At 66.5% G+C, this 20,901-nt stretch carries 20 protein-coding genes; 7 read left to right on the forward strand and 13 right to left on the reverse strand.

What is annotated here, in order from left to right; all coding sequences use genetic code 11:
- Window positions 1–444: 444 nt before the first annotated feature.
- The 3 genes from ACX40Y_RS13960 to ACX40Y_RS13970 all read left to right on the forward strand — a co-directional run bounded on the left by ACX40Y_RS13960 (window position 445) and on the right by ACX40Y_RS13970 (window position 4,700).
- Complete coding sequence (locus ACX40Y_RS13960) at window positions 445–1,803, forward strand: EAL domain-containing protein (protein ID WP_459120177.1); 1,359 nt, start codon at window positions 445–447, stop codon at window positions 1,801–1,803.
- Window positions 1,800–4,244, forward strand: coding sequence for an ATP-binding protein (locus tag ACX40Y_RS13965; RefSeq protein ID WP_459120178.1), 2,445 nt, complete (start codon window positions 1,800–1,802; stop codon window positions 4,242–4,244). Before ACX40Y_RS13960 ends, ACX40Y_RS13965 begins: the two co-directional genes overlap by 4 nt.
- Before the next feature lie 69 nt (window positions 4,245–4,313).
- Window positions 4,314–4,700 (forward strand): response regulator, encoded by a 387-nt coding sequence (locus ACX40Y_RS13970; protein WP_459120179.1) that lies wholly within the window; start codon window positions 4,314–4,316, stop codon window positions 4,698–4,700.
- Here ACX40Y_RS13970 and ACX40Y_RS13975 read toward each other — a convergent pair.
- The 4 genes from ACX40Y_RS13975 to ACX40Y_RS13990 form a co-directional block, all read right to left on the reverse strand.
- Window positions 4,697–5,983, reverse strand: a complete 1,287-nt coding sequence (locus tag ACX40Y_RS13975; RefSeq protein ID WP_459120180.1) for an MFS transporter — start codon at window positions 5,981–5,983, stop codon at window positions 4,697–4,699. The genes ACX40Y_RS13970 and ACX40Y_RS13975 overlap by 4 nt on opposite strands.
- Before the next feature lie 91 nt (window positions 5,984–6,074).
- A complete protein-coding gene (locus ACX40Y_RS13980) occupies window positions 6,075–6,980 on the reverse strand; it encodes an intradiol ring-cleavage dioxygenase (protein WP_459120181.1) in 906 nt (301 codons plus the stop codon).
- An 80-nt stretch (window positions 6,981–7,060) separates the two neighbouring features.
- Window positions 7,061–8,338: an ATP-binding protein gene (locus ACX40Y_RS13985; RefSeq protein WP_459120182.1), complete on the reverse strand. Its 1,278-nt coding sequence runs from the start codon at window positions 8,336–8,338 to the stop codon at window positions 7,061–7,063.
- An 11-nt stretch (window positions 8,339–8,349) separates the two neighbouring features.
- Window positions 8,350–9,087, reverse strand: coding sequence for a response regulator (locus tag ACX40Y_RS13990; RefSeq protein ID WP_459120183.1), 738 nt, complete (start codon window positions 9,085–9,087; stop codon window positions 8,350–8,352).
- 220 nt (window positions 9,088–9,307) lie between these two features.
- Between ACX40Y_RS13990 and rpsU the strand changes: the two genes are divergently transcribed.
- On the forward strand, window positions 9,308–9,514 hold the full coding sequence (gene rpsU, locus ACX40Y_RS13995) for a 30S ribosomal protein S21 (RefSeq protein ID WP_010545388.1): 207 nt from the start codon (window positions 9,308–9,310) through the stop codon (window positions 9,512–9,514).
- Window positions 9,515–9,605: 91 nt separating this feature from the next.
- A complete protein-coding gene (locus ACX40Y_RS14000; protein WP_459120184.1) occupies window positions 9,606–10,193 on the forward strand; it encodes an FKBP-type peptidyl-prolyl cis-trans isomerase in 588 nt (195 codons plus the stop codon).
- A 97-nt stretch (window positions 10,194–10,290) separates the two neighbouring features.
- On the opposite strand, the gene wecB is transcribed toward ACX40Y_RS14000, so the two are convergent.
- Window positions 10,291–11,436 carry a non-hydrolyzing UDP-N-acetylglucosamine 2-epimerase gene (gene wecB, locus ACX40Y_RS14005; protein WP_459120185.1) on the reverse strand — a complete coding sequence of 382 codons (1,146 nt, stop codon included), beginning with the start codon at window positions 11,434–11,436 and terminating at the stop codon, window positions 10,291–10,293.
- 113 nt (window positions 11,437–11,549) lie between these two features.
- Here wecB and galU point away from each other — a divergent pair, with 113 nt between their 5' ends.
- The gene (gene galU, locus ACX40Y_RS14010) at window positions 11,550–12,413 is read left to right on the forward strand and encodes a UTP--glucose-1-phosphate uridylyltransferase GalU (protein ID WP_459120186.1); all 864 of its coding nucleotides are present in this window, start codon (window positions 11,550–11,552) and stop codon (window positions 12,411–12,413) included.
- 63 nt (window positions 12,414–12,476) lie between these two features.
- Entirely contained in the window at window positions 12,477–13,238 is a 762-nt protein-coding gene (locus ACX40Y_RS14015) for an esterase/lipase family protein (RefSeq protein WP_459120187.1), read from the forward strand.
- 30 nt (window positions 13,239–13,268) lie between these two features.
- Here ACX40Y_RS14015 and ACX40Y_RS14020 read toward each other — a convergent pair whose 3' ends face one another.
- The 8 genes from ACX40Y_RS14020 to ubiB all read right to left on the reverse strand — a co-directional run bounded on the left by ACX40Y_RS14020 (window position 13,269) and on the right by ubiB (window position 20,860).
- The gene (locus ACX40Y_RS14020) at window positions 13,269–14,297 is read right to left on the reverse strand and encodes an NAD-dependent epimerase/dehydratase family protein (protein WP_459120188.1); all 1,029 of its coding nucleotides are present in this window, start codon (window positions 14,295–14,297) and stop codon (window positions 13,269–13,271) included.
- 52 nt (window positions 14,298–14,349) lie between these two features.
- The gene (locus tag ACX40Y_RS14025) at window positions 14,350–15,114 is read right to left on the reverse strand and encodes a HesA/MoeB/ThiF family protein (protein WP_459120307.1); all 765 of its coding nucleotides are present in this window, start codon (window positions 15,112–15,114) and stop codon (window positions 14,350–14,352) included.
- Complete coding sequence (locus ACX40Y_RS14030) at window positions 15,111–15,497, reverse strand: hypothetical protein (RefSeq protein ID WP_459120189.1); 387 nt, start codon at window positions 15,495–15,497, stop codon at window positions 15,111–15,113. The genes ACX40Y_RS14025 and ACX40Y_RS14030 overlap by 4 nt, the downstream gene beginning before the upstream one ends.
- 198 nt (window positions 15,498–15,695) lie before the next feature.
- Window positions 15,696–16,166, reverse strand: coding sequence for a dUTP diphosphatase (dut, locus tag ACX40Y_RS14035; protein ID WP_459120190.1), 471 nt, complete (start codon window positions 16,164–16,166; stop codon window positions 15,696–15,698).
- A gap of 69 nt (window positions 16,167–16,235) precedes the next feature.
- Window positions 16,236–17,027, reverse strand: coding sequence for an alpha/beta fold hydrolase (locus ACX40Y_RS14040; RefSeq protein ID WP_459120191.1), 792 nt, complete (start codon window positions 17,025–17,027; stop codon window positions 16,236–16,238).
- A gap of 16 nt (window positions 17,028–17,043) precedes the next feature.
- Window positions 17,044–18,216: a bifunctional phosphopantothenoylcysteine decarboxylase/phosphopantothenate--cysteine ligase CoaBC gene (gene coaBC, locus ACX40Y_RS14045; RefSeq protein ID WP_459120192.1), complete on the reverse strand. Its 1,173-nt coding sequence runs from the start codon at window positions 18,214–18,216 to the stop codon at window positions 17,044–17,046.
- Window positions 18,213–19,331, reverse strand: a complete 1,119-nt coding sequence (locus ACX40Y_RS14050; RefSeq protein WP_459120193.1) for a hypothetical protein — start codon at window positions 19,329–19,331, stop codon at window positions 18,213–18,215. Before ACX40Y_RS14050 ends, coaBC begins: the two co-directional genes overlap by 4 nt.
- Window positions 19,328–20,860, reverse strand: a complete 1,533-nt coding sequence (ubiB, locus tag ACX40Y_RS14055; protein WP_459120194.1) for a 2-polyprenylphenol 6-hydroxylase — start codon at window positions 20,858–20,860, stop codon at window positions 19,328–19,330. The genes ACX40Y_RS14050 and ubiB overlap by 4 nt, the downstream gene beginning before the upstream one ends.
- Between the last annotated feature and the right edge of the window lie 41 nt (window positions 20,861–20,901).

The following is a 20,901-nucleotide window of genomic DNA, read 5'->3' on the forward strand; positions in this document are numbered from 1 at the left end:
ACGATCCCCTGTGGCTAGGACGCTGTTTCCAGCTGGGAAGTTCGGCTCTTAGCGCAACGGCGCGTCACGGCAAGTCATTGCGGTGCACAAAGCCGTTGCCGCGTGGCACAAACAAAAAGGCCCGCAAAATGCGGACCTCCATCATATTCAAGCTTCCGGGCCAGCGACACATTAACCAATGGCGCACGGCCACCGGCCCGGAAAAACGATCAGATTTAGAGCGGACGGATTTCGTTGCCGGTAACGCCGTCACGGAAGAAAAGGTTGAACCCGAACATCATTTGTCTCCCAGTCGTGCGGTTGCCGCACGCCGAATGTGTTAACGGAAAATTAATGATCGGGCAATCGAGATTCGGCTGCGAAACGTGTTGGCGGCGCGTACCGCAGCGGGACGTTTACCATTCGTTGAACCTCATCCGCTAACCAGTTGGTGGAATGTCGGTAATGATCGAGCCACCTGAGCGCTCCCATGGCGCGGACACGGACCTCGCGGCGCGCGCCGACGGGGCCGCGGCGCCAGTGCGGGCGGGTGATCAAATCGATCCAGGCGCGAAACCAGCCGAGGCGGGTTGGTACGGAATCGCGCACGTTTCAATCGGCAACTATGCGATCATCCGGCGCAATCACGGTCGCGGGGCAACCCGGCGCGCTTTCGATACGCTGATTTCGGAAATTGAGCGCCATCCGGATGTCAGCCTTTTGGAGGCCGGCCGCGACATCATCGAATTTGCGTTTCCAGCGGGGGACCTCAACGCGATTGAGCGGTTCGCCGAAACCATATGGCGGCAGCTTGAAGCCTGCTGTGAAGAGCTCGTGCAAGGCGATCCGCTGGTTCTTCACCTTGGCGTGGCGGCCGGCCCAATCGGTCAATGCGACGAAACCCGGCTTGTCGAGGCCGCCGAGTCCGCAGCGACGGTGGCGGCCGGAACGGGCGGGTTTCACCTGATCGACCTTTCGCGTGTCGATCTCGCCTTCGATTCGTTGACGCTCATGCGTGAGTTGCGGCGCGCCATCGAACAGGGCGAGATGTTTCTCCACTATCAGCCGAAGCTGAATGTCCGCCAGCAGCGGATCGCCGGTGTCGAGGCATTGATCCGATGGCAGCATCCCACGCGCGGGCTGATCCTGCCTGGCGATTTCATTTCGGTTGCCGAGAAGGCGGACGAGATCGGCGCGCTGACGCTCTGGACGTTGCGACAGGTTATTGCGGACCAGCGGCGGATGGCGGATGCGGGGCACGACATTCCTGTCTTCATCAATGTTTCGGGCGTGCTGCTGGCCGATTCTGCGTTCGTAGCGGAGGCTTGCGCGATAATTGACGGTAATTCGGAGGCAAGGCTTGGCTTCGAAATCACCGAAACGGCAGTGATTCAGGATCCAGACAGCGCAATTCGACACCTGAAGCAATTCGCAGATAGCGGCATTGCCTTGGCTATCGACGATTATGGTGCCGGTCTCTCGTCGCTCGCCTATCTAAAGCAACTCCCCGCGAAAGAGTTGAAGATCGACAAGATGTTCGTAACGAACCTCACGTCGAGCAACCGTGATCCGCTGATTGTGCGGTCCACGATTGACCTTGCGCATGCGTTGGAAATGGAAGTAACCGCCGAAGGGGTGGAGACGCCATCGGCGCTTGCTCTGCTGAGCGTCATGGGATGCGATATGGTTCAGGGCTATTTAATTTCGAGGCCCATCCCGCTCGATGCTCTGCTGGCCTATCTCGACGATCAGTTGAAGGAGGATCGCGAGGATCGTCTAGCTTCGCCCTTCATTCGACCTGAGAGCCTCTGGAAACGCGCGTGATCGGCGCCTTTCGCCGGTGTTTGATCGCACTTGCGATCACAGTTGTTGCTTTTCCCGGCGCGGCGTTAGCCGAAAATCTCGTTGATCTCCAACCTCTCGTGAACGCGGCAAAGCAGCATCTAGTTGAGCGGCCAGAGGACGCCTTGTCCTATATCCAAAAGATTCGGGCCGAATCTGCGCGCATCCAAGACAAGACGGATCAAGCGGCTGGAATGGCAACGGCGCTTTGGCTGGAGGCGGAATTAAAGATTCGTACCGATCATCCAGGTGAAGCCCAGCGTTTGTTAGAAGCCGGGATCAAGCTGATTGAAGATGTTCATCAACCAATTAAAGTACGCGGCGACTTGAGGATGTCGCTGGGCAACTTGTATATTGTGCAAGATCGTGCTGCCGCTGCTCTCGCCTCTTACCAGGAGGCGTATCGTATATACGGGCGTATCGGAGAACTCCGAAGTCAGGCAATCGTATTACAAAGTATTGGGGCGCTTTACACATCGGCAAATGATGTTCGAAGGGCCGAGCGATACTACGAGCAAGCCGCCAAAAAATTCCAAGGTGATCCTGTCCTATCACTGGCGCTTCACAATAGTCGTGGTAATGCGCTTTTGCTGCTGGAGCGCTATCAGGAGGCGAATCACGAATTCTCGGCCGCTGTTAAGATTGCAAGAGAACTTGATAAGCCGCTTTTGGAAGCTCGGGTTCTAAGTAATATGGCGCGCAATCAAGTTGAGTCTCGCGATCTGACGGGTGCCCAGCGGACGTTGAAGCGGGCATTCACCTTGATCGCTGGCGGCGACGCCGCAGGCTTGGATACCATGCTTCTCGCGACTGCTGCCCGTTTGGCTGAAGATCGAGGGGACATTCATCGAGCCAGGCAGCTAATCGATGAGGCGTTTGAGGGGGTTGATCTATTTAGTACCTCCGTCGAATTCAGGGGCCCGCACTTCTACGCCTACAGCATCTACCGCGCACTCGGCGACTATAAGCGCGCGCTTGTCCATCTGGAGGCGCTCAAGCGGTTGAGCGACGAGGCGGCGAAGGTTGCCACCACCAACAGTGCGGCGCTGATGGCGGCGCGGTTCGATTACGCCAACCAGGAACTGACGATCCAGAAGCTCACCACCGAGCAGTTGCGCAAATCGGCCGAGTTCCAGCGCACCCTGTTCCTTGCGATCGGCAGCGCGACGCTGGTGGTGATCGCGCTCCTGACCGTCGGGCTCATCACGATCCGGCGCAGCCGCAACGAGGTTCGGGCGGCGAACGCGGTGCTCAACGAAACCAATGTCGCGCTCGAAAAGGCGCTCAAGGCCAAGACCGAGTTCCTCGCCACCACCAGCCACGAAATCCGCACCCCGCTCAACGGCATCCTCGGCATGACTCAGGTGATGCTCGCCGATGGCAGGCTCGATCCGCTGATTCGCGAGCGCGTCGAACTCGTGCACGGCGCCGGCATGACGATGCGGTCGCTGGTGGACGATATTCTCGACGTCGCGAAGATGGAGACGGGGAACCTCACCGTCGACCCGATCCCGATGGATTTCGCCGCGCTGATGGCAGAGGCGGGACGGCTATGGGCGGAGCCGGCCAAGGCCAAGGGCCTGGCGTTCGACGTCGATCTCGCGGGCGCCCCCGGCTGGATCATCAGCGATCCGGGCCGCATCCGCCAGATGACGCTCAACCTGCTGTCGAATGCGCTCAAGTTCACGGCCGAGGGGCGAATCGGCCTGTCGGCGCGGGCGGTTCCCGAACGCGAGACGATCGAGATCAGCGTGTCGGACACGGGCGTCGGCATTCCTGCCGACAAGCTCGAGGAAATCTTCGAATCATTCCGCCAGGCGGATTCGAGCACGACGCGCGAATTTGGCGGCACCGGCCTGGGCCTCACGATCTGCCGCAATCTGGCGCAGGCGCTGGGCGGCGACATCCGCGTTTCGAGCGAGCCCGGCCGCGGATCGACCTTCACGATCGCGTTGCCGCTGATCCATGCCGAGGCGCCGGAGGCAGCGAGCGTGGCGAACGCCGCACAGGGCGGGGTGCTGATCGTCGATCGCAATCCGATCACACGGGCGATGCTGCGCGCGTTGTTCGCCGAGCTGGTGGAAACTGTCTGCCTGGCGGGCAATGTCGACGAAGCGGTTGCGCAGCTGGCGGCAAACCCGATCTTAGCGGTGATCGTCGACGATACGAGCGTGCGCGATCCCGCCGTTCCGCTGGCACAGGGATTGTCGAAGCTGGTCGCGGCGGGCGGCGCGCCTTTCATCAGCCTGTTGTGGACGCCAAAGGAGGGGGAGAACGAAGCCGATCTGCTGGACGCCGGCATGGCACAGGTGATACATAGGCCTGTGTCTGGCGCTGCACTGGTACGGGCGGCGTTGCCTGACGGGATAGCGAGAAAATCGATTCCACGGGCGAAAGACCCGCTTGTTTCGGAAGCGGCTTAGAGCGATAGCACACCACAAGATGAAAAAAACGGTCGCATTTTCTGAACTTGGCTGCGTGAGCGGGCCCGCATGAACGTCCTTTTTATCGAAGATGATCCGATGAATCGGCGCGTCGTCAAGGACATGCTCGACGTTGCGGGGGCTACCATGGCCGAAGCGGCCTGGGCCGAGGAGGGACTCGCGCGCATCGATGCGGAGACATTCGACGTCATCCTTGTCGATCTGCGCATGCCGGGAACCGACGGGTTCGAAACGATCCGGCGGATTCGCGCGCGCGGCGATGACAAGGCAAAGCTGCCGATCATCGTGGTCACGGCAGACGCGGCGGTGGATCTTCACCAGCGCTGTATGGCGCTCGGCGCGGACGACGTGCTGTTCAAGCCGGTGGCGATGGACGCGCTGTTCGATGCGATCGGCCGGGTGCTCGCAACGCGCGGCGACGGCCTGATCGCCTAATCCTCGACGATCTGGCTGTGGCGGGCGGTGTCGCGCATCGTCGCATAGGTGACGAGCGAGACGGCAATCAACGCCGTCACATACCAGTAAAAGCCGCGCTCCCAGCCCTCGTTTTTGAACCACAGCGCCACCGACGGCGCGGTGCCGCCGAAGATGGCATTGGCCAGCGCATAGGGCAGCGCCACGCCCAGCGTGCGGATATGGGCGGGAAACAGTTCCGCCTTCACCACCGCGTTGATCGAGGTATAGCCGGTGACGATCAGCAGCGCCCCGCTCATCAGCAGGAATGCCGATACCGGGTCCCGCACGCCCTCCAGCGCAACGAAAATCGGATAGGTGAAGACGACGCCGAGAATGCCGAAACCGACCATCAGCGGCTTGCGGCCGACCCGATCCGACAGCGCCCCGGCAAGCGGCTGGATCGCCATGAAGACGAACAGCGCGGCGGCATTGACCTGCGTCGCCGCGGCGTCGGAAAAGCCCGCCGTGTTCTTCAGGAACGCGATCGGATAGATGGTATAGGCATAGAAGGCGAGGGTGCCGCCGGCGGTGAGCAGCAGCACGAGCAGCGCCTCGCGCGGATGCTGTCGCACCAGCGCGAGCGTTCCCGAACGCGCGGCGCGGTCGCGATTGGCGAAGCTGTCGGTCTCGGCAAGCCGGCGGCGAAGCCAATAGACCAGCAGCGCCAGCACGCCGCCCAGCGCGAAGGGCAGGCGCCAGCCCCATTCGCGCAGTGCCGGCTCCGGCATCGCCGCCTGCAGCACGATCAGCACCAGCAGCGCCGAGAGTTGGCCGGAAATCAGCGTCACATATTGAAAGCTGGAGAAGAAGCCCCGGTGGCGCCGCCCCGCCATCTCCGAAAGATAGGTGGCACTCGCGCCATATTCGCCGCCCAGTGACAGGCCCTGGAGCAGCCGCGCCACCACCAGCGATGCCGTCGCCAGCCAGCCGATCGAGGCATAGGACGGGGTGAGGGCGATAATCAGCGATCCGCCGCACATCAGCGTGACCGACAGCGTAAGGCCGGCCTTGCGCCCGTGGCGGTCGCCATAGATGCCCATCAGCCAGCCGCCGATCGGACGCATGAAGAAGCCGATCGCGAAGACGATCCAGGCGTTCAGGTCGCGCGCCGCGCCAGGGGCAAAGAAGTGCGGCGCCAGATAGCTGGCGAGCGCGGCATAGGCGTACCAGTCGTACCATTCGACCAGATTGCCCGCCGAACCGCCCAGGATCGAACGCAGGCGGTGGCGATGGGCGGGCGCGGCAGCGGCGGAAACGGGCATGCCGGCAACTATAACAAAGCTCCGCTCACCGGGAAGTGCGTGCAGGGGGACGACACCTCGGTGAGCGGAGCCGATCGCGCGGGAAACCCTATTACCGCGCGATTCCGATAACCGCCGTGGCGGTAAGGCCTTCTGAAACGCTGCCGGTGGCGGCGGGCGTCTGTTGCGCCAGCTGTGCTGCGGTGTTGTCACCGAACACATTGTCGCTCGATAGCGAGATGCTGCTGAAGTTGCGAATGCTGGACGAATAGGCGCTCGACCCGTTGTAGACCGTCGAGCAGGCGGCCGTCGGCATCGCCAGCTGCGAGATCAGCGTCGCATAACGCCCGCTGGTGGCGTTGGCGAGGCTCGAGAACACCTCGAAATGGATGTGCGGCCATCGGCCCGAATAGCAGCCCGGGAAGATGGTGGTGAAGGTGACCTGGCCGTTTGCATCGGTCACGCCCACGCCGCGCAGATAGCTTTCGTTCGGCAGGTCGTAGAGCGAGTATTTGCCGTTGGCGTCGCAGTGCCAGATGTACACCGCATAACCGACAAGCGGTGCGCAGGCGGTGTTCACGTCGACGACGGTCAGCGTGAGCGTCAACTGCACGCCGGTCGCCGCGGTCGTCGACGATCCGATGAAGCTCGAACGGATATCGCTGCGGACGACGTTGGTCGCGGTGAGCGCGTTCGATGTCAGGCCAGACGACGTATTGGTGCCGTCGGCCGGATAGGGGCCATTGGTCTCGGTCGGATCGACGACGCAGCTTCCGGTCGAGGTGGCGGTCGGCGTCGGGGTGGGTGTCGGCGTCGCGCTGGGCGTCGGGGTCGGCGTGGGCGAAACCACGGTGCCCGAGTCACTTGAGTTTGAGCTGCCATCGCATGCCGCCAGCACGGCTGCGGTTCCGGCACCGGTGAACCAGCGCAGCGCACGTCGCCGGCTGGCCAGCGCGGTCATCGCGCCAAGATCGTGAGCGAGGCCGCGATCGTGATCATGATCGTAGTCTGGATGCAAAATCGGGTCTCCCTGCTGTCTGGGAGCCTTGTGGCGGCGCGATGATGCGGGCGTATTGCGCTATTTGGCCGCGTGTTGCGCTATCTTTCGGCGGGTAACCGAACGCGCACACGGCCCCCGCCGCCGTCGCGATTTTCCAGCGTGACTTCGCCGTCATGCGCCTCGACGATCGAGCGGACGATCGCCAGCCCCAGCCCGGTGCCGCCGGTCGCCCGGTTGCGCGACGTCTCCCCCCGCACGAATGGCGCGAACAGGCTTTCGGCGCGGGCAAGGTCGAAGCCCGGTCCGGCATCGTCGACGGTGACCACCGCCCAGCCGCGCGTGCTCGACCAGCCGATCTCCGCCGTTCGGCCGTAGCGCACCGCGTTCTCGATCAGATTGGTGAAAACGCGGCGCAGCGCGGCAGCATCACCCGTCACCACGACACGCGGGCCTGGGTTGACGGTGGCGGCGATGCCGGCGACCGCCAGGTCGTCCGCGAGGCTCTCGATCAGGCTGCCGAGATCGAGGCGCTTCGGATCGCCGCGCGCGCGATCGTCCCGCGCAAAGCGCAGCGTGGCGGCCAACATCGCCCGCATCTCCTCGATATCGGCGGCGGCGCGATCGCGGGCGACGTCGGGAAGCTGTTCGACCCAGAAGGCGAGGCGGGTGAGGGGGGTGCCCAGATCATGCGCCATCGCGGCGAGCATCGCGGTGCGGTTCTCGGCCTGTTGCAAAATCCGGCCCTGCATCGCTTCCACCGCGCGCGCGAGTTCCTGGACCTCGCGCGGTCCGCCGAGCGGCATTGGTTCCGGCGCACCCAGCCGCACGCGGCTGGCGGCGTCGGCCAGTCGTCGCAACGGCCGCGACGCCCGTTTCGCCGCCGCCCAGGCGAGCAGCGACAGCACGAGCAGCGTCAGCGCCATTGCCTGGAGCGTCCGCCAGCGCCACCGGGCGAGGTCGGGTTCGAAGCTGACCGAGGCGACCACCCAGCGATCGTTGCTGCGGTGGGCGACGGTAAAACTGCCCAGGACGTCACCATCGGGGTCGCGCGTGGGCCATTTGTAGAAGCCGCGGACCGATTCGGGTGAATCCGGGATCAGGGCGGCGATGGCCCGGTCGCGACGTGGCGAGGGCTGTTCGTCTCTAGGGGCTGCCGGTACCGCCGGCGAATAGCTGACGACGATGCGTTGCCCGGTGGCCGATGCCGGCGAGCGTTCAGTGCGCAGTGCCTCGGCGATGCGGGCGATCGGGATCGGGGCCATGCCCGGCGGCGGGCCGCGAAAGGTCACCGCAAACTGGACGAATATCGCCGCGGCGGCCGAGGTGACGGCGAATCCCATCATCGGCAGCACGATCGAGAACCGGGTGATCTTCACCTGCCGGCGCCTTATTTGGTCGTCACTTCAGCGACGAACATATAGCCTTCGTTGCGGATGGTGCGGATCAGCTCGTCATCGCCCGGACGGGCCAGCTTCTTGCGCAGCCGGCTCATCTGCACGTCGATCGCCCGGTCGAAATGTTCGGCGTTCGCGCCGCGCGAATAATCGAGCAGCGCGTCGCGGGTCAGCACACGGCGTGGCCGTTCCACCAGCGCCAGCAACAGCCGGAACTCGCCGTCGGAAAGGTTGATCAGCACGCCGTCGGGATCATAGAGCTGGCGGCCCACCGGATCGAGCCGCCAGCGGGCAAAGCGCAGGAACTGCCGCTCGACCGTCGGCGTCGCCACGGGCGCGCTGCCTACCCGCCGCAGGACCGAGCGGATCCGCGCGAGCAGTTCGCGCGGATTGGCGGGCTTGGCAATATAATCGTCGGCGCCCATTTCCAGGCCGACGATCCGGTCGATGTCCTCGCTCAGCACCGAATGGAAGATCACGGCCGGGCCCGCCTGGCGGTCCATCGTGCGCAGGATCGACAGCCCGTCCTCGCCCGGCATCATCAGGTCGAGCACGACCAGCGCATAGTCATGCGCGTCCAGCGCCGCCCGCATCGAAACCCCGTCCTCCGCGGTATCGACGACATAGCCGTGCTGCGACAGAAACGCGGCGGTCAGCTCACGAATACCGGGGTCGTCGTCGACGATCAGAAGGCGTGTCTCGTAATCCAAGGCTTGTGCTAGCTGAGTCATCCGGCCAAAATCGAACTCATAATTATCGGCCGCGTTGCGTGGCTGCAATGTTGTGTAATCTGCACGGCTGTGACTTCCGTGCCACAGGCGCTCGCCTCGACGATTTTGGGCCGCTTGCCCTTGAAGAATCGGATGGGCGCTGGTAAGCCGCGCGTTCGACGCCGCAGCCTTGGTTCCGGCGACCCCTTTCTATTGAATTGATTCGGAGCTGTTCGACTTTATGCAGATCATCGTTCGCGACAACAATGTCGACCAGGCGCTGCGCGCGCTCAAGAAGAAGCTGCAGCGTGAGGGCGTCTATCGCGAGATGAAGCTGCGCCGTCATTACGAAAAGCCCAGCGAGAAGCGCGCTCGCGAGCGTGCCGCCGCGGTTCGCCGCGCGCGCAAGCTTGAGCGCAAGCGCATGGAGCGCGACAGCGCCCGTTAAGGGTGTTGCGACGGCCGGGGCGCGATCGTTCGGGCCCCGGGTGTTTCCTGTTTGAATTCAGGGGCGTCATGCCCCGAGCCGGAGCTCCATCATGTCCGTGACCGCCGTTCCCCTTCAGCCTGTGAAGGGTCGCTACAAGGTATGGATCTGGCTGGGCGTTCTCGCTGCGGTCGCGCTTGCCGGCATCCTTGCCTGGACCGGCACGCGTGCATCCGTGGTGTCGCGCTACTCCGCCGAAGAGTTCCTTGACTGGCACAAGCAGCAGCCGGGCGTGCAGACGACCGCGTCTGGGCTTCAGTATCAGGTGGTCGAGGCCGGTAGCGGGGCGACCGCCGCCGATCAGGACGGGGTCGTGCTCGAAATCCACGGCACGCTCCGCGACGGCAAGGAATTCCAGCCGCGCGCGCCGATGCGTTTCCAGATCGGCCAGCCGATGATTCCCGGCTTCACCGAAGGCGTGAAGCTGATGAAGAAGGGCTCGCATTACCGCTTCTGGCTGCCGCCGAGCCTCGGCTATGGCGCAGAAGCCAGCGCCGAGAACGAGCTTGCCGGTCAGGTGCTCGTGTTCGACGTGCAGATGCAGGATCTGGTGCCTGCAGCGATCATCCAGCAGATGATGATGCAGCAGCAGCAGGGCGGCATGCCGCCCGCAGGGGCAGGCGAGGGCAGCGAACGCTGAGTCGCCACCCGCTCGAACAGCGACAATGATAAGGCCCGCGAACCCGGTTCGCGGGCCTTGTTGCGTCAGGGCAGCATGAGCCTGTGTCTGAGCGGCCTCACCCCGCCGCCATGCCGAAGCCGGCGCCGATCACAGCCGCGATCCGCGCTGCGGCCTGGCCGTCGCCGAACGGGTTGTGCGCGCGGGCCATCGCCGAATAGGCGTCCCCGTTGTCGAGCAGCCGACAGGCTTCGTCGACGATACGATCGGGATCGGTGCCGACCAGCCGGGCCGTGCCCGCTGCGACGCCTTCGGGCCGCTCGGTCGTCTCGCGCATCACCAGCACCGGCTTGCCCAGCGCGGGCGCTTCCTCCTGAACGCCCCCCGAATCGGTCAGCACGAGATGCGACAGCGTCAGCGCCCGGATGAAATGGGGGTAATCGAGCGGATCGATGCGCGCGATGTTCGGTTGTCCGTCCAGCGCCGCCGCCATCACCGCCAGGACATTGGGGTTGGGATGGACCGGAAACAGGATGGCGACATCGGGCCGCGCCGCCAGCCGTTTCAGCGCACCGGCGATCGCCGCCATGCCGTCCCCGAAATTCTCGCGGCGGTGCGTCGTCACCAGGATGATCCGCTTGCCCGCGAAGCGCGCGGCGATGTCGTCGAGCCCGGCGGCCAGCATCGGATCGGCCGCGATCCGTTCGCTGGTGGCGAGCAGCGCGTCGATCACGGTGTTGCCGGTCACATAGATGCTCGCCGGCGCGATATTCTCGTGGCGCAACGCGCGGGCGGCGGTGTCGGTCGGCGCGAAATGCTGGTCGGCGATCGGCGCGACGATCCGGCGGTTCACCTCCTCGGGCCAAGGCTGATAGATGTCGCCCGATCGAAGCCCTGCCTCGACATGGCTTACCGGCACCTTGCGGTAATAAGCGGCGAGTGCCCCCACCATCGCTGTGGCGGTATCGCCCTGCACCACGACGCGATCGGGCTGCACCTCGTCCATCACCTCGCCCAGCGCGACCAGCAGCCGCGCGGTGAGCTGGTCCAGCGTCTGGCCCGGCGTCATCAGGTTCAGGTCGATATCGGGCGTCAGCCCGGCAATGGCGAGCACCTGATCGAGCAGCCCGCGATGCTGGGCGGTGACGCAGGTGCGGACGTCGAACGCCTGCATCGCCCGCAGCTGCTGCACCACCGGAAACAGCTTTATCGCTTCGGGGCGGGTGCCGAAAATAACGAGAACGCGTTTGCGCAAAATGGTCATCGACGATCGTTAGCAGCGATCCGATGACCGAATGGTTAAAGCTTTGCTAAGATTTGCTTCACCGTCGGGCGCCGGTTATGGCCCGGCTATTCGGCGTAGCCAGATGAGGATATATGACGATCAAACCGCTGCGTAAGGCTGTTTTTCCGGTTGGTGGCCTCGGCACCCGATTCCTTCCCGCCACCAAGGCGATGCCGAAGGAAATGCTCCCGGTGGTCGATCGGCCGCTGATCCAATATGCGGTCGACGAGGCGATCGAGGCCGGCATCGAGCAGATGATCTTCGTCACCGGCCGCGGCAAGAGCGCGATCGAGGACCATTTCGACATCGCCTATGAGCTCGAAAGCACGATGGCCGAACGCGGCAAGTCGCTCGACGTGCTGGAGCCGACCCGGCTCAAGCCGGGCGCGATCGCCTATGTCCGCCAGCAGGAGCCGATGGGGCTCGGCCACGCGGTCTGGTGCGCACGCGACATCGTCGGCGACGAGCCGTTCGCCGTGCTGCTCGCTGACGATTTCATGCTCGGCAAGCCCGGCTGCCTCAAGCAGATGGTCGATGCCTATAACCGCGTCGGTGGCAACCTGATCTGTGCCGAGGAAGTGCCCGACGATCAGACGCACCGTTACGGCATCATCACGCCCGGCGCGCGCGACGGCGCGCTGACCGAAGTTAAGGGGCTGGTCGAAAAGCCGGCGCCGGGCACCGCGCCCTCGAACCTGTCGGTGATCGGCCGCTACATCCTCCAGCCGGAAGTGATGCGGATTCTCGACGGGCAGGAAACCGGTGCGGGCGGCGAGATCCAGCTCACCGACGCGATGGCGCGGATGATCGAGACGCAGCCGTTCCACGGCGTGACGTTCGACGGCAAGCGCTATGACTGCGGCGACAAGGCCGGCTTCATCCAGGCAAATCTGGCGGTCGCGCTGTCGCGGCCGGACATTGCGCCGGCCGTTCGCAGCTTCATGGCCGGCCTGTAGGTCGCTCGGCGGGCGCGGAAACAATCGCGCCCGCTGCGGGTTCGATGCAGGATGGATCAGTCGTTGCATCTCGAACCGCTTCCCCACGAATTGTCACTTCGCCGCATCGCGCATCTGCTGCGCGAAGTGGCGTTGTTCGCGCGGGGCATGGTTCGGCGCGGGCGTGCCGTGCGTCCGCGGCGACGCGCCGCCCGGCGCGGGCCGCGCGTGCTCGTGCTGCCCGGCCTGCTCGCCGACGACATCTCGATGTGGCCGCTGCGCAGCGGGCTGCGCGCCCGGGGCTTTCGCGCCTATCGCTGGGGCCTGGGCCGCAATCTCGGCGTCTCGCCCGATCTGATCGATCGGCTCGATGCGCGCGTGACACGCCTTCAGCGCCGCGACGGCCGCCCGCTCGTGCTCGTCGGCTGGAGCCTCGGTGGGCTGATCGCACGCGAATATGCCAAGCGTGCCCCGCACCGGGTGGCGGCGGTGATCACGCTCGGCAGTCCCTTTTCGGGCGATCTCAGCGCAACGCTGGTCTCGCACCTCTATCGGCTCGTCTCCGGGCATCGACCCTCCGCCGCATCGGCCGCCTTAGCCCTGTCCGAAAAGCCGCCGGTGCCGACGGTCGCTGTCTGGTCGCGTTGCGACGGCGTGATCCCGGCCGCGTCGGCGCGGGGCGATGAGGCCGAGGCCGACATGCAGATTGAAGTGGGTTGCCCGCATCTCGGCTATCCGTCGCACCCTGCGGCATTGAAGGCCGTCATCGATGCGATCGAGGCCTGTCGAGTGATGGACCTGTCTGGCAGCGACACGATCCCCGAGCGCGCGGCGATCGCGGCCTGACGTCGCCGTCCGGCGGAGAGCCGCGCCCGCTCAGCCGCGATAATGATCCAGATACCAGCGCACGAACGCCGCAACGCCCTCGTCCGGGCCGGTGGACGGCGCATAGCCGGTCAGGCGGCGGAGCAGATCGGCGGACGCCTCCGTCGCCGGCACGTCGCCGGCCTGCATCGGCATGAAATTCTTGATCGCCTCGCGCCCCAGCGCGCGTTCGGTGGCGGCGATATAGGTCATTAGCGGGGTGGCGCGGCCCGCCCCGATATTGACGATGCGGAACGGTGCCACCGGCGACAGGCTGTCGCCCGCCACCGGCACGTTGCCCGGCACCGCATCGATCAGCCGCACGATGCCTTCGACAAGATCGTCGATGAAGGTGAAGTCGCGCACCATGTCGCCATTGTTGTAAACGTCGATCGGCTCGCCTGCGAGGATCGCGCGGGTGAACTTGAACAGTGCCATGTCCGGCCGGCCCCACGGGCCATAGACGGTGAAGAAGCGGAAAAAGGTGGTCGGCGTGCCGAACAGATGGGCATAGCTGTGCCCCATCAGCTCGGTCGCGCCCTTGGTGGCGGCATAGAGGCTCATCGGCGTCGCGGTGCGCTGCGTCTCGCCGAACGGCATGTCGGTATTGGCGCCATAGACCGAGCTGGTCGACGCCGCGAGGAAGTGGCGCACCGGATGGTGGCGCGCGAGTTCGAGCAGGTTGAACGTCCCGACGATGTTCGCGCCGACATAGCTTGCCGGCTGTTCGATGCTGAAGCGCACGCCGGCCTGCCCGGCCAGATGGATCACCACATCGGGGCGGAACGCGGTCCAGGCTTCGGCAAGCGCCGGCTGGTCCTCGATCGACAGACGCTCGACGCGGAAATTCGCGTGGTTGGAGAGCATGTCGTTGCGCGCTTCCTTGAGCGCGACGTCATAGTAATCGGAGAAATTGTCGATGCCGAGCACCGTCGCACCGCCCTGGAGCAGGCGGCTGGCGACGTGGAAACCGATAAAGCCGGCCGATCCCGTCACGAGCACGCGTGGCGCCTGCGCGGCGGGGGGCGGGGCGATGGTCATGCGCGAACGATCCTGTGTGGGCAGCGGCCGGAAAGGGGTAGGGCTGCCTTCCTTAACCGAGCGTTCGCGCGCCGCAAGCCGGGCAGCCGGGATCCTTGGGCAGGATCAGCGTTCTGAACCGCAGCGCCAGCGTGTCGACCAGCAGCAGCTTGCCCGCGCTGTCCTCGCCGAACGGCGCGATCGCCCGGATCACCTCCAGCGCGGCAATGCTGCCGAGCACGCCGGTCAGTGCGCCCAGCACGCCCTGTTCCGAACAGCTGACGCCCTCGCGTTCCGGGTTGCCGCCGACGAAGCAGCGATAGCAGGGCTTGTCCGCCTCCCAGCCGCGGAACGTGCCGATCTGCCCTTCGAACTCGCCCACCGCCGATGCGATCAGCGGCACGCGCGCCGCCAGCGCGGCGTCCGCCACCGCCAGCCGCGTCGCGAAATTGTCGGTGCCGTCCAGCACGACGTCGTGGTTCGCGATCAGCGCGGGTGCATCCTCGGCCGACAGGCGGCGGCAAAGGGCGGTCACCGCCACATTGGGGTTGATCGCCGTCACGCGCGCGGCGGCGGTGGCCGCCTTTTCCCGGCCGATATCGGCGGTCGCGAACAGGATCTGGCGCTGGAGGTTGGACCGATCGACCCGGTCGTCATCGACGATCGTCAGCGCGCCGACGCCGGCGGCGGCGAGATACTGGATCGCCGGGGCGCCGATGCCGCCGGCGCCGATCACCAGCACGCGCGCCGCCTTCAGCGTCGCCTGACCCCCGCCGCCGATTTCGCGCAGGATGATGTGGCGGGCGTAGCGTTCGAGCTCCTCGTCCGAAAGCGTCATCGCGACCAGTCGAAGGTGATCGTCGCGCGATACCATTGCTCGTTGGCGGCGGTGCGCGGCAACAGATTGTCCCGAGCCGCCCCGGCGACCAGCGCGGCGGTATATTGTTCGACCGTGGGGCAGCGGATCGCACGCGGGATCACCGTGCGGATGCCGTCATCGGCGGCCACCAGCACGGCGACGTCGACCGTCAGCGTCTGGCCCGGCCCGGCAGGCACCGGGCATTTGCGCAGCGCGATCTCGCCCGCGACAAAGTCGCGCATCGCCGGGGTTATCTGGGGCAGCGTGCGAAAGGGCAGGGGCGCCAGCGCCGCCCAGTCGATCGTCCTGCCCTGGCCCGGAATCGCCTGAAGCGCGAAGGCGAGTGCGGCAAGCGCGATCATCGGCCGGTCGCTCCGGGTTCGCCGTCGCTCGCGAACGCCGGCATCATGTGCCGCAACGCGTTGTTTAGGGGCAGGTTCTCACGCAAGATCGTACCTTCCCATCCATTCGGCCGTTTGGCGATTGTCCGAGTCGAGCGGCATGATGCGCGGATCGCAATCGCTCAAGGCAAGTTCGGCATCGATTCGCGACGAACCGGCTCAGATCCCGGTCGACCCGAAACCGCCGGTGCCCCGCGCGGTTTCGCACGAGAATTCCGATACGGTCACGAAGTCCGGGCGCAGGATCGGCAGGAACACCAGCTGGGCGATGCGATCGCCGGGATTGATCGTCAGCGGCTCGCTGCCCGGCGGGGTCCGCAGCCAGGCGCTGATGAAGATCTCGTTGGTGTAATCGGCATCGATCGTGCCGACCGACTGGCCGAGGATCAGCCCCTTTTTGTGGCCCAGCCCAGATCGGGCGAGCAGGAAGGCGACCATGTTCGGGTCGTTCATCAGCAGCGCGATGCCCGACGGGATCAGCACGGCGGGCGCTTGGGGCTGGAGTTCCAGCGGCGCCTTCAGGCAGGCGTGGAGATCGATCCCGGCCGACATGTCGGTCTGGTACCGGGGCAGGCCCCATTCGCGGAGCCGGTCGTCGAGGATCCGCAGTTCGACCTTGGGTTGATTCACGTGTGCGCCTCGCTTCGGGTTCGGGGCAGCGCTAGTCGGTGGCGCGGCCGGCCGCAACCTTTGCCCCGGTCAGCGCTTGGTCGCCAGTCCCTGCGCCAGCTTCACGGTCGCGGCCAGCACCTCGGGGTCGTTGAGCAGGTCATGCCCCTTGCCGGGCACGAAGCGCAGATCGGTGGCGATCCCGCGCAGCGCCAGCGCCTCGGCATAGGCACGCGACAGCGCCGGCGGCGTCACGCGATCGCCGGTGCCGACCACCAGCGCCGTGCGCAGGCCGGGCAGCACGCCGCCCGCCGTCTTGAGCGGGTCGAGGCTCGCGACCGGCTGGCCCCAGCCGCCGCCCAGCCGCTTCTGCATGCCCCGCCGCCATTCGGGCAGCGCGCACGGACAGCTGACCAGCACCATGCCGTCGAACAGGTCCGGCCGCACCCCGGCCAGGTTCGCGGCGATCGCCGCCCCGCCGCCATCGCCGACGACGATCACATCGGCCTCGGGGAAGCGCCGCTCGGCGGTGGTGATCGCCGCGGCAACCGCGTCGAGCCGATCGCTGGTATAGTTGTCGCCGGTCCCCGCGCCGCGCTCGCCGGGGGAGCGGTTGCCGCCCGCATCGGCATAGCCGGGCCGCAGCAGCGCGACGGCCGCGCTGTGCGGAATCGTCCGGTACACCGTGTCGGCAAAACCATAAGGATCGCTGGCGCCGCCCGGCATCTCGTCGCCGTGCAGCACGATCACCAGCGTGCGCACCGACGATGCCCGCGCCGGGGCATAGAGTTGTGCGTGGAGATTGAATGCGGGCGCGTCTTCGCGCGTGCCGACGGGCGCGACCGGCGTGCAGCCCGCCAGCAGCAGCGCCCCCAGCGCCATGCCCGTCCATCGCCGCCTAGAGCGCATCGGCGATCCGCTGTGCCAGCCGCCCAGCCACCTCGCGCTTCGGCAGTCGTTCCCAGGAATCGACGCCTTCCGCCGTGACGATATGGATGCTGTTGGCTTCACCGCCCATCACATCGCCGGAAACATCGTTGGCGACAATCCAGTCGGCGTTCTTGCGCGCTCTTTTCGCGACGGCATGATCGATAACATGTTCGGTTTCGGCGGCGAATCCGATCAGCAGGCGCGGCCGCGCCGGGCTCGCGCCCAGCATCGCGAGGATGTCTGGCGTCTCGCTGAGCGCCAGCGCCGGCTGGCCCTCGCCTTTCTTGAGCTTCTGCGGCGCGGCGGCGACGCGCCAGTCGGCCACCGCCGCCACCATCACGGCCGCATCGGCGGGCAGCGCGGCGGCAACGGCATCGGCCATCTGCTGCGCGGTCTCAACGTCGATGCGCGTCGTCCCCGCCGGCGTCGGCAGCGTCACCGGCCCGGCGATCAGCGAGACGCGGGCACCCAGCGCCGCCAGCGCCTCGGCGATCGCGAAGCCCTGTTTGCCCGACGAGCGATTGGCGATGTAGCGCACCGGATCGATCGGCTCGTGCGTCGGCCCGGCGGTCACGACGATATGGCGGCCCGCCAGCGGCTGCGCGCCGGGCGCAAGCGCGCGCTCGATCGCCGCCAGGATCGCGCCCGGCTCGGGCAGGCGGCCGGGGCCATGTTCGCCGCACGCCATCGCACCCTCGTCGGGGTCGAGCACCGTCACCCCGTCGGCGCGGAGCTGCGCGACGTTGCGCTGCGTCGCCGCATGCGTCCACATCCGCACGTTCATCGCCGGTGCCGCAAGCACCGGCTTGTCGGTGGCGAGCAACAGCGTCGTGGCCAGATCGTCGGCGATTCCCGCCGCCATGCGCGCCATCAGATCGGCCGTCGCGGGCGCGACGACGATCAGGTCGGCCTCGCGGCTGAGCTGGATATGCCCCATCTCGGTTTCGTTCTTCAGATCCCACAGCGTGGTGTGGACCTCGTTCTCCGAAAGCGCCGCCAGCGTCATCGGCGTGACAAAATGGCTGCCGCCTTCGGTGAGGACGCAGCGCACGTCGATGCCCGCCTTGCGGCAAAGGCGAATCAGTTCGCACGCCTTATAGGCCGCGATGCCGCCGCCGACGATCAGCAGGATGCGTTTCATGGCGTCACCGTCTTCACCGTAATCCGGCGCCTGTCCACCGCGCGTGCCCACAGGTCGCGAAATGCATCGGGCACGAACACGAGGCCCGCCAGCGCGGCAGGCGCCACCAGCAGCGCCCAGTAAAAGGTATCGACGCGCGCGAACAGGGCGATGCCGGTGCCATAGCCGACCAGCAGCGCGAACATGCGCGCGCCCAGCGGATCTTCCCAGCTCGCCCAGCCGATCAGCGCCAGCCCGACGAGCAGCGCCCCGATCGCGAGCGGAAGCGCGTCGAGCGCGGTCGACACCACCAGCGAATGGATGAAGAAGCCCGGCCCGTTGAGCCCCGCCCAGCCAGCGGATTTCGCATCGAGCGGGCCGGTGACGCCCGCCACGGCATGCGCGTGCACGCCCAGCGCGACCCCGAGCAGGACCAGCGCGAATCCCCATCCCAGCGCCTCGCGACGCTCGCCCTCGAACCAGGCAAAGGCGGCCATCATCACGGCATAGGGGGCTGCCGTCTCGCGGATCAGCATCGCCGCCAGCCCGATGGCGACCGCCTCGATCCAGCGGCCCCGCCGCCGCATCGCCAGCGAAAGCGCGATCAGCAGGCCGGCCCAGATTTCGTGGAAGCCGATCAGGCCCGGTTGGAAAAAGGCCAGCATCGATGCCGCGATCGCGAACACCAGCACCGCGCGCGGCAGCAGCCCGGTCAGGTTGCCGCCGATCCGCGTCGCCAGCGCGACCGCCGTCGTGCCCGCCAGCAGCACCAGCAGCACCTGCATCGCCCAGACCGGGAGCGATGCCTGGATCATCGCCAGCGCCGGCATCCGCATCGTGACGAACGGACGCAGCGGATAGCCGGCCGATCGCATCGCTGCGCTGGCGGCGACATAGTAATTGTCGCCCCCGCGAATGCCCGCGACGACGCTTTCATACAGCCCCAGATCGGTCATGCCGTCGGCGGCGACCGCCGTGGCCGGCGCACCCGAGCCGATGGCGGGCGGGCCGAGCGCGGTCAGCGTCGCGCCGAGGATGAGCAGCAGCGCCAGCCAGGCGAGCCGCGCGCGGTTGCGCGGCAGGGCCGCGAACCGCGACGGCCGCAGCGTCCATAGCGGGCGGCCGCGCGGCCTCATCGCAGCAGCAGCGTTCCGAGAATGCCGATAGCCGCGGCGAGCCCTGCGACGAGCGCATAACGCCAGCCGCCGCCCACGCGCACCACCTGGATTTCGCGCAAGGGCGGTTCGGGCGGGGCACCGCCGGGGGCGGGGAAGCGGCGTTCGATGTTGCGCACAAGGTCCGGCAGGCGGGCCAGCGTGCGCAGATCCTCGATCAGCCGATCGGCGACCTTGGCTTCCGGCCCCAGCTCGGTGCGGATCCATTCGCGGACGAAGGGCGCGGACACGTCCCACAGATTGATGTCGGGATCGAGCGAGCGGGCGACGCCTTCCACCATCACCATCGTCTTCTGGAGCAGCAGCAGATGCGGCTGCGTCATCATGTCGAAGTCGCGGGTGATCGAAAACAGGCCGTCGAGCATCCCGCCGATCGACATTTCCTTCACCGGCAGGCCGCGCATCGGCTCGCCCACGGCACGAAGCGCCGTGGCGAACTCGGCGACATTGTGGTGGGCCGGCACATAGCCCGCCTCGAAATGGATCTCGGCGACGCGCTTATAGTCGCCGGTGATCAGGCCGTAGAGGATCTCGGCGAGCCAGACGCGGGCACGCCGATCGATCCGGCCCATGATACCGAAGTCGATCGCGGCGATGCGGCCATCGGGCAAGGCGAACAGATTGCCCTGGTGCATGTCCGCATGGAAGAAGCCCTCGGCGATCGCCTGGCGCAGAAAGGCACGGATCAGTTTGGACGCAAGCCCCGGCATGTCGTGCCCGGCGCGGACCAGCGCGTCGCGGTCGCTCAGCTTGATGCCGTCGATCCATTCGAGCGTCAACACCTTGCCGGTGGTGCGCTGCCAGTCGATCCGGGGCACCATGAAGTCCGGCTCGGCGGTCATGCCCTCGGCGAGCTCGGAGGCCGAGGCGGCCTCGCGTCGGAAATCAAGCTCGCGCGCGGTCCAGCGCTTGAAGCTTTCGATCACCAGCCGGGGACGTAGCCGGCGCGCCTCGCCGCCATAGGCCTCCAGCTGGGCGGCTGCCCATTCATAGGTGTCGATCGCGCGGGCGAAATCATTCTCGATACCGGGGCGGAGAACCTTGACCGCGACGCGGCGGCCGTCGGTTGTCACCGCGCGGTGGACCTGGGCGATGGAGGCGGCGCCGATCGGCACTTCCTCCACTTCCGCGAACAGCGCGGAAAGCGGGCGGCCATGGCTGGTCTCGATCCGATCGCGGATGATGTCGAAGGGAACCGGGGGCAGCGCATCCTGCAGGCGCAGCAGGTCGCTCGCGGCTTCCTCGCCTACCAGATCGGGGCGGGTGGCGAGCGTCTGGCCGAGCTTGATCGCGGCGGGGCCGATCGCCTGGAACGCATCGGCATAGGCCGGCACGGCGGGCACGCGCGCACCCAGCCGGGCGAGCCGGGCGAGGCGGCGCACCGGGCGCGGGGTATTGGCATCGCGCTCGATGCCGCGCAGCGCCCCGTGACGCGCGAGGATGCGGCCCCATTTCAGCAGGCGCCAGAGATGGACGGCGGGCGCGGTCATGCCCAAATCCTCCCCGGTACGGGGAGGGGGACCAGGCCGCA

Source organism: Sphingomonas sp. RS6, assembly GCF_054489705.1.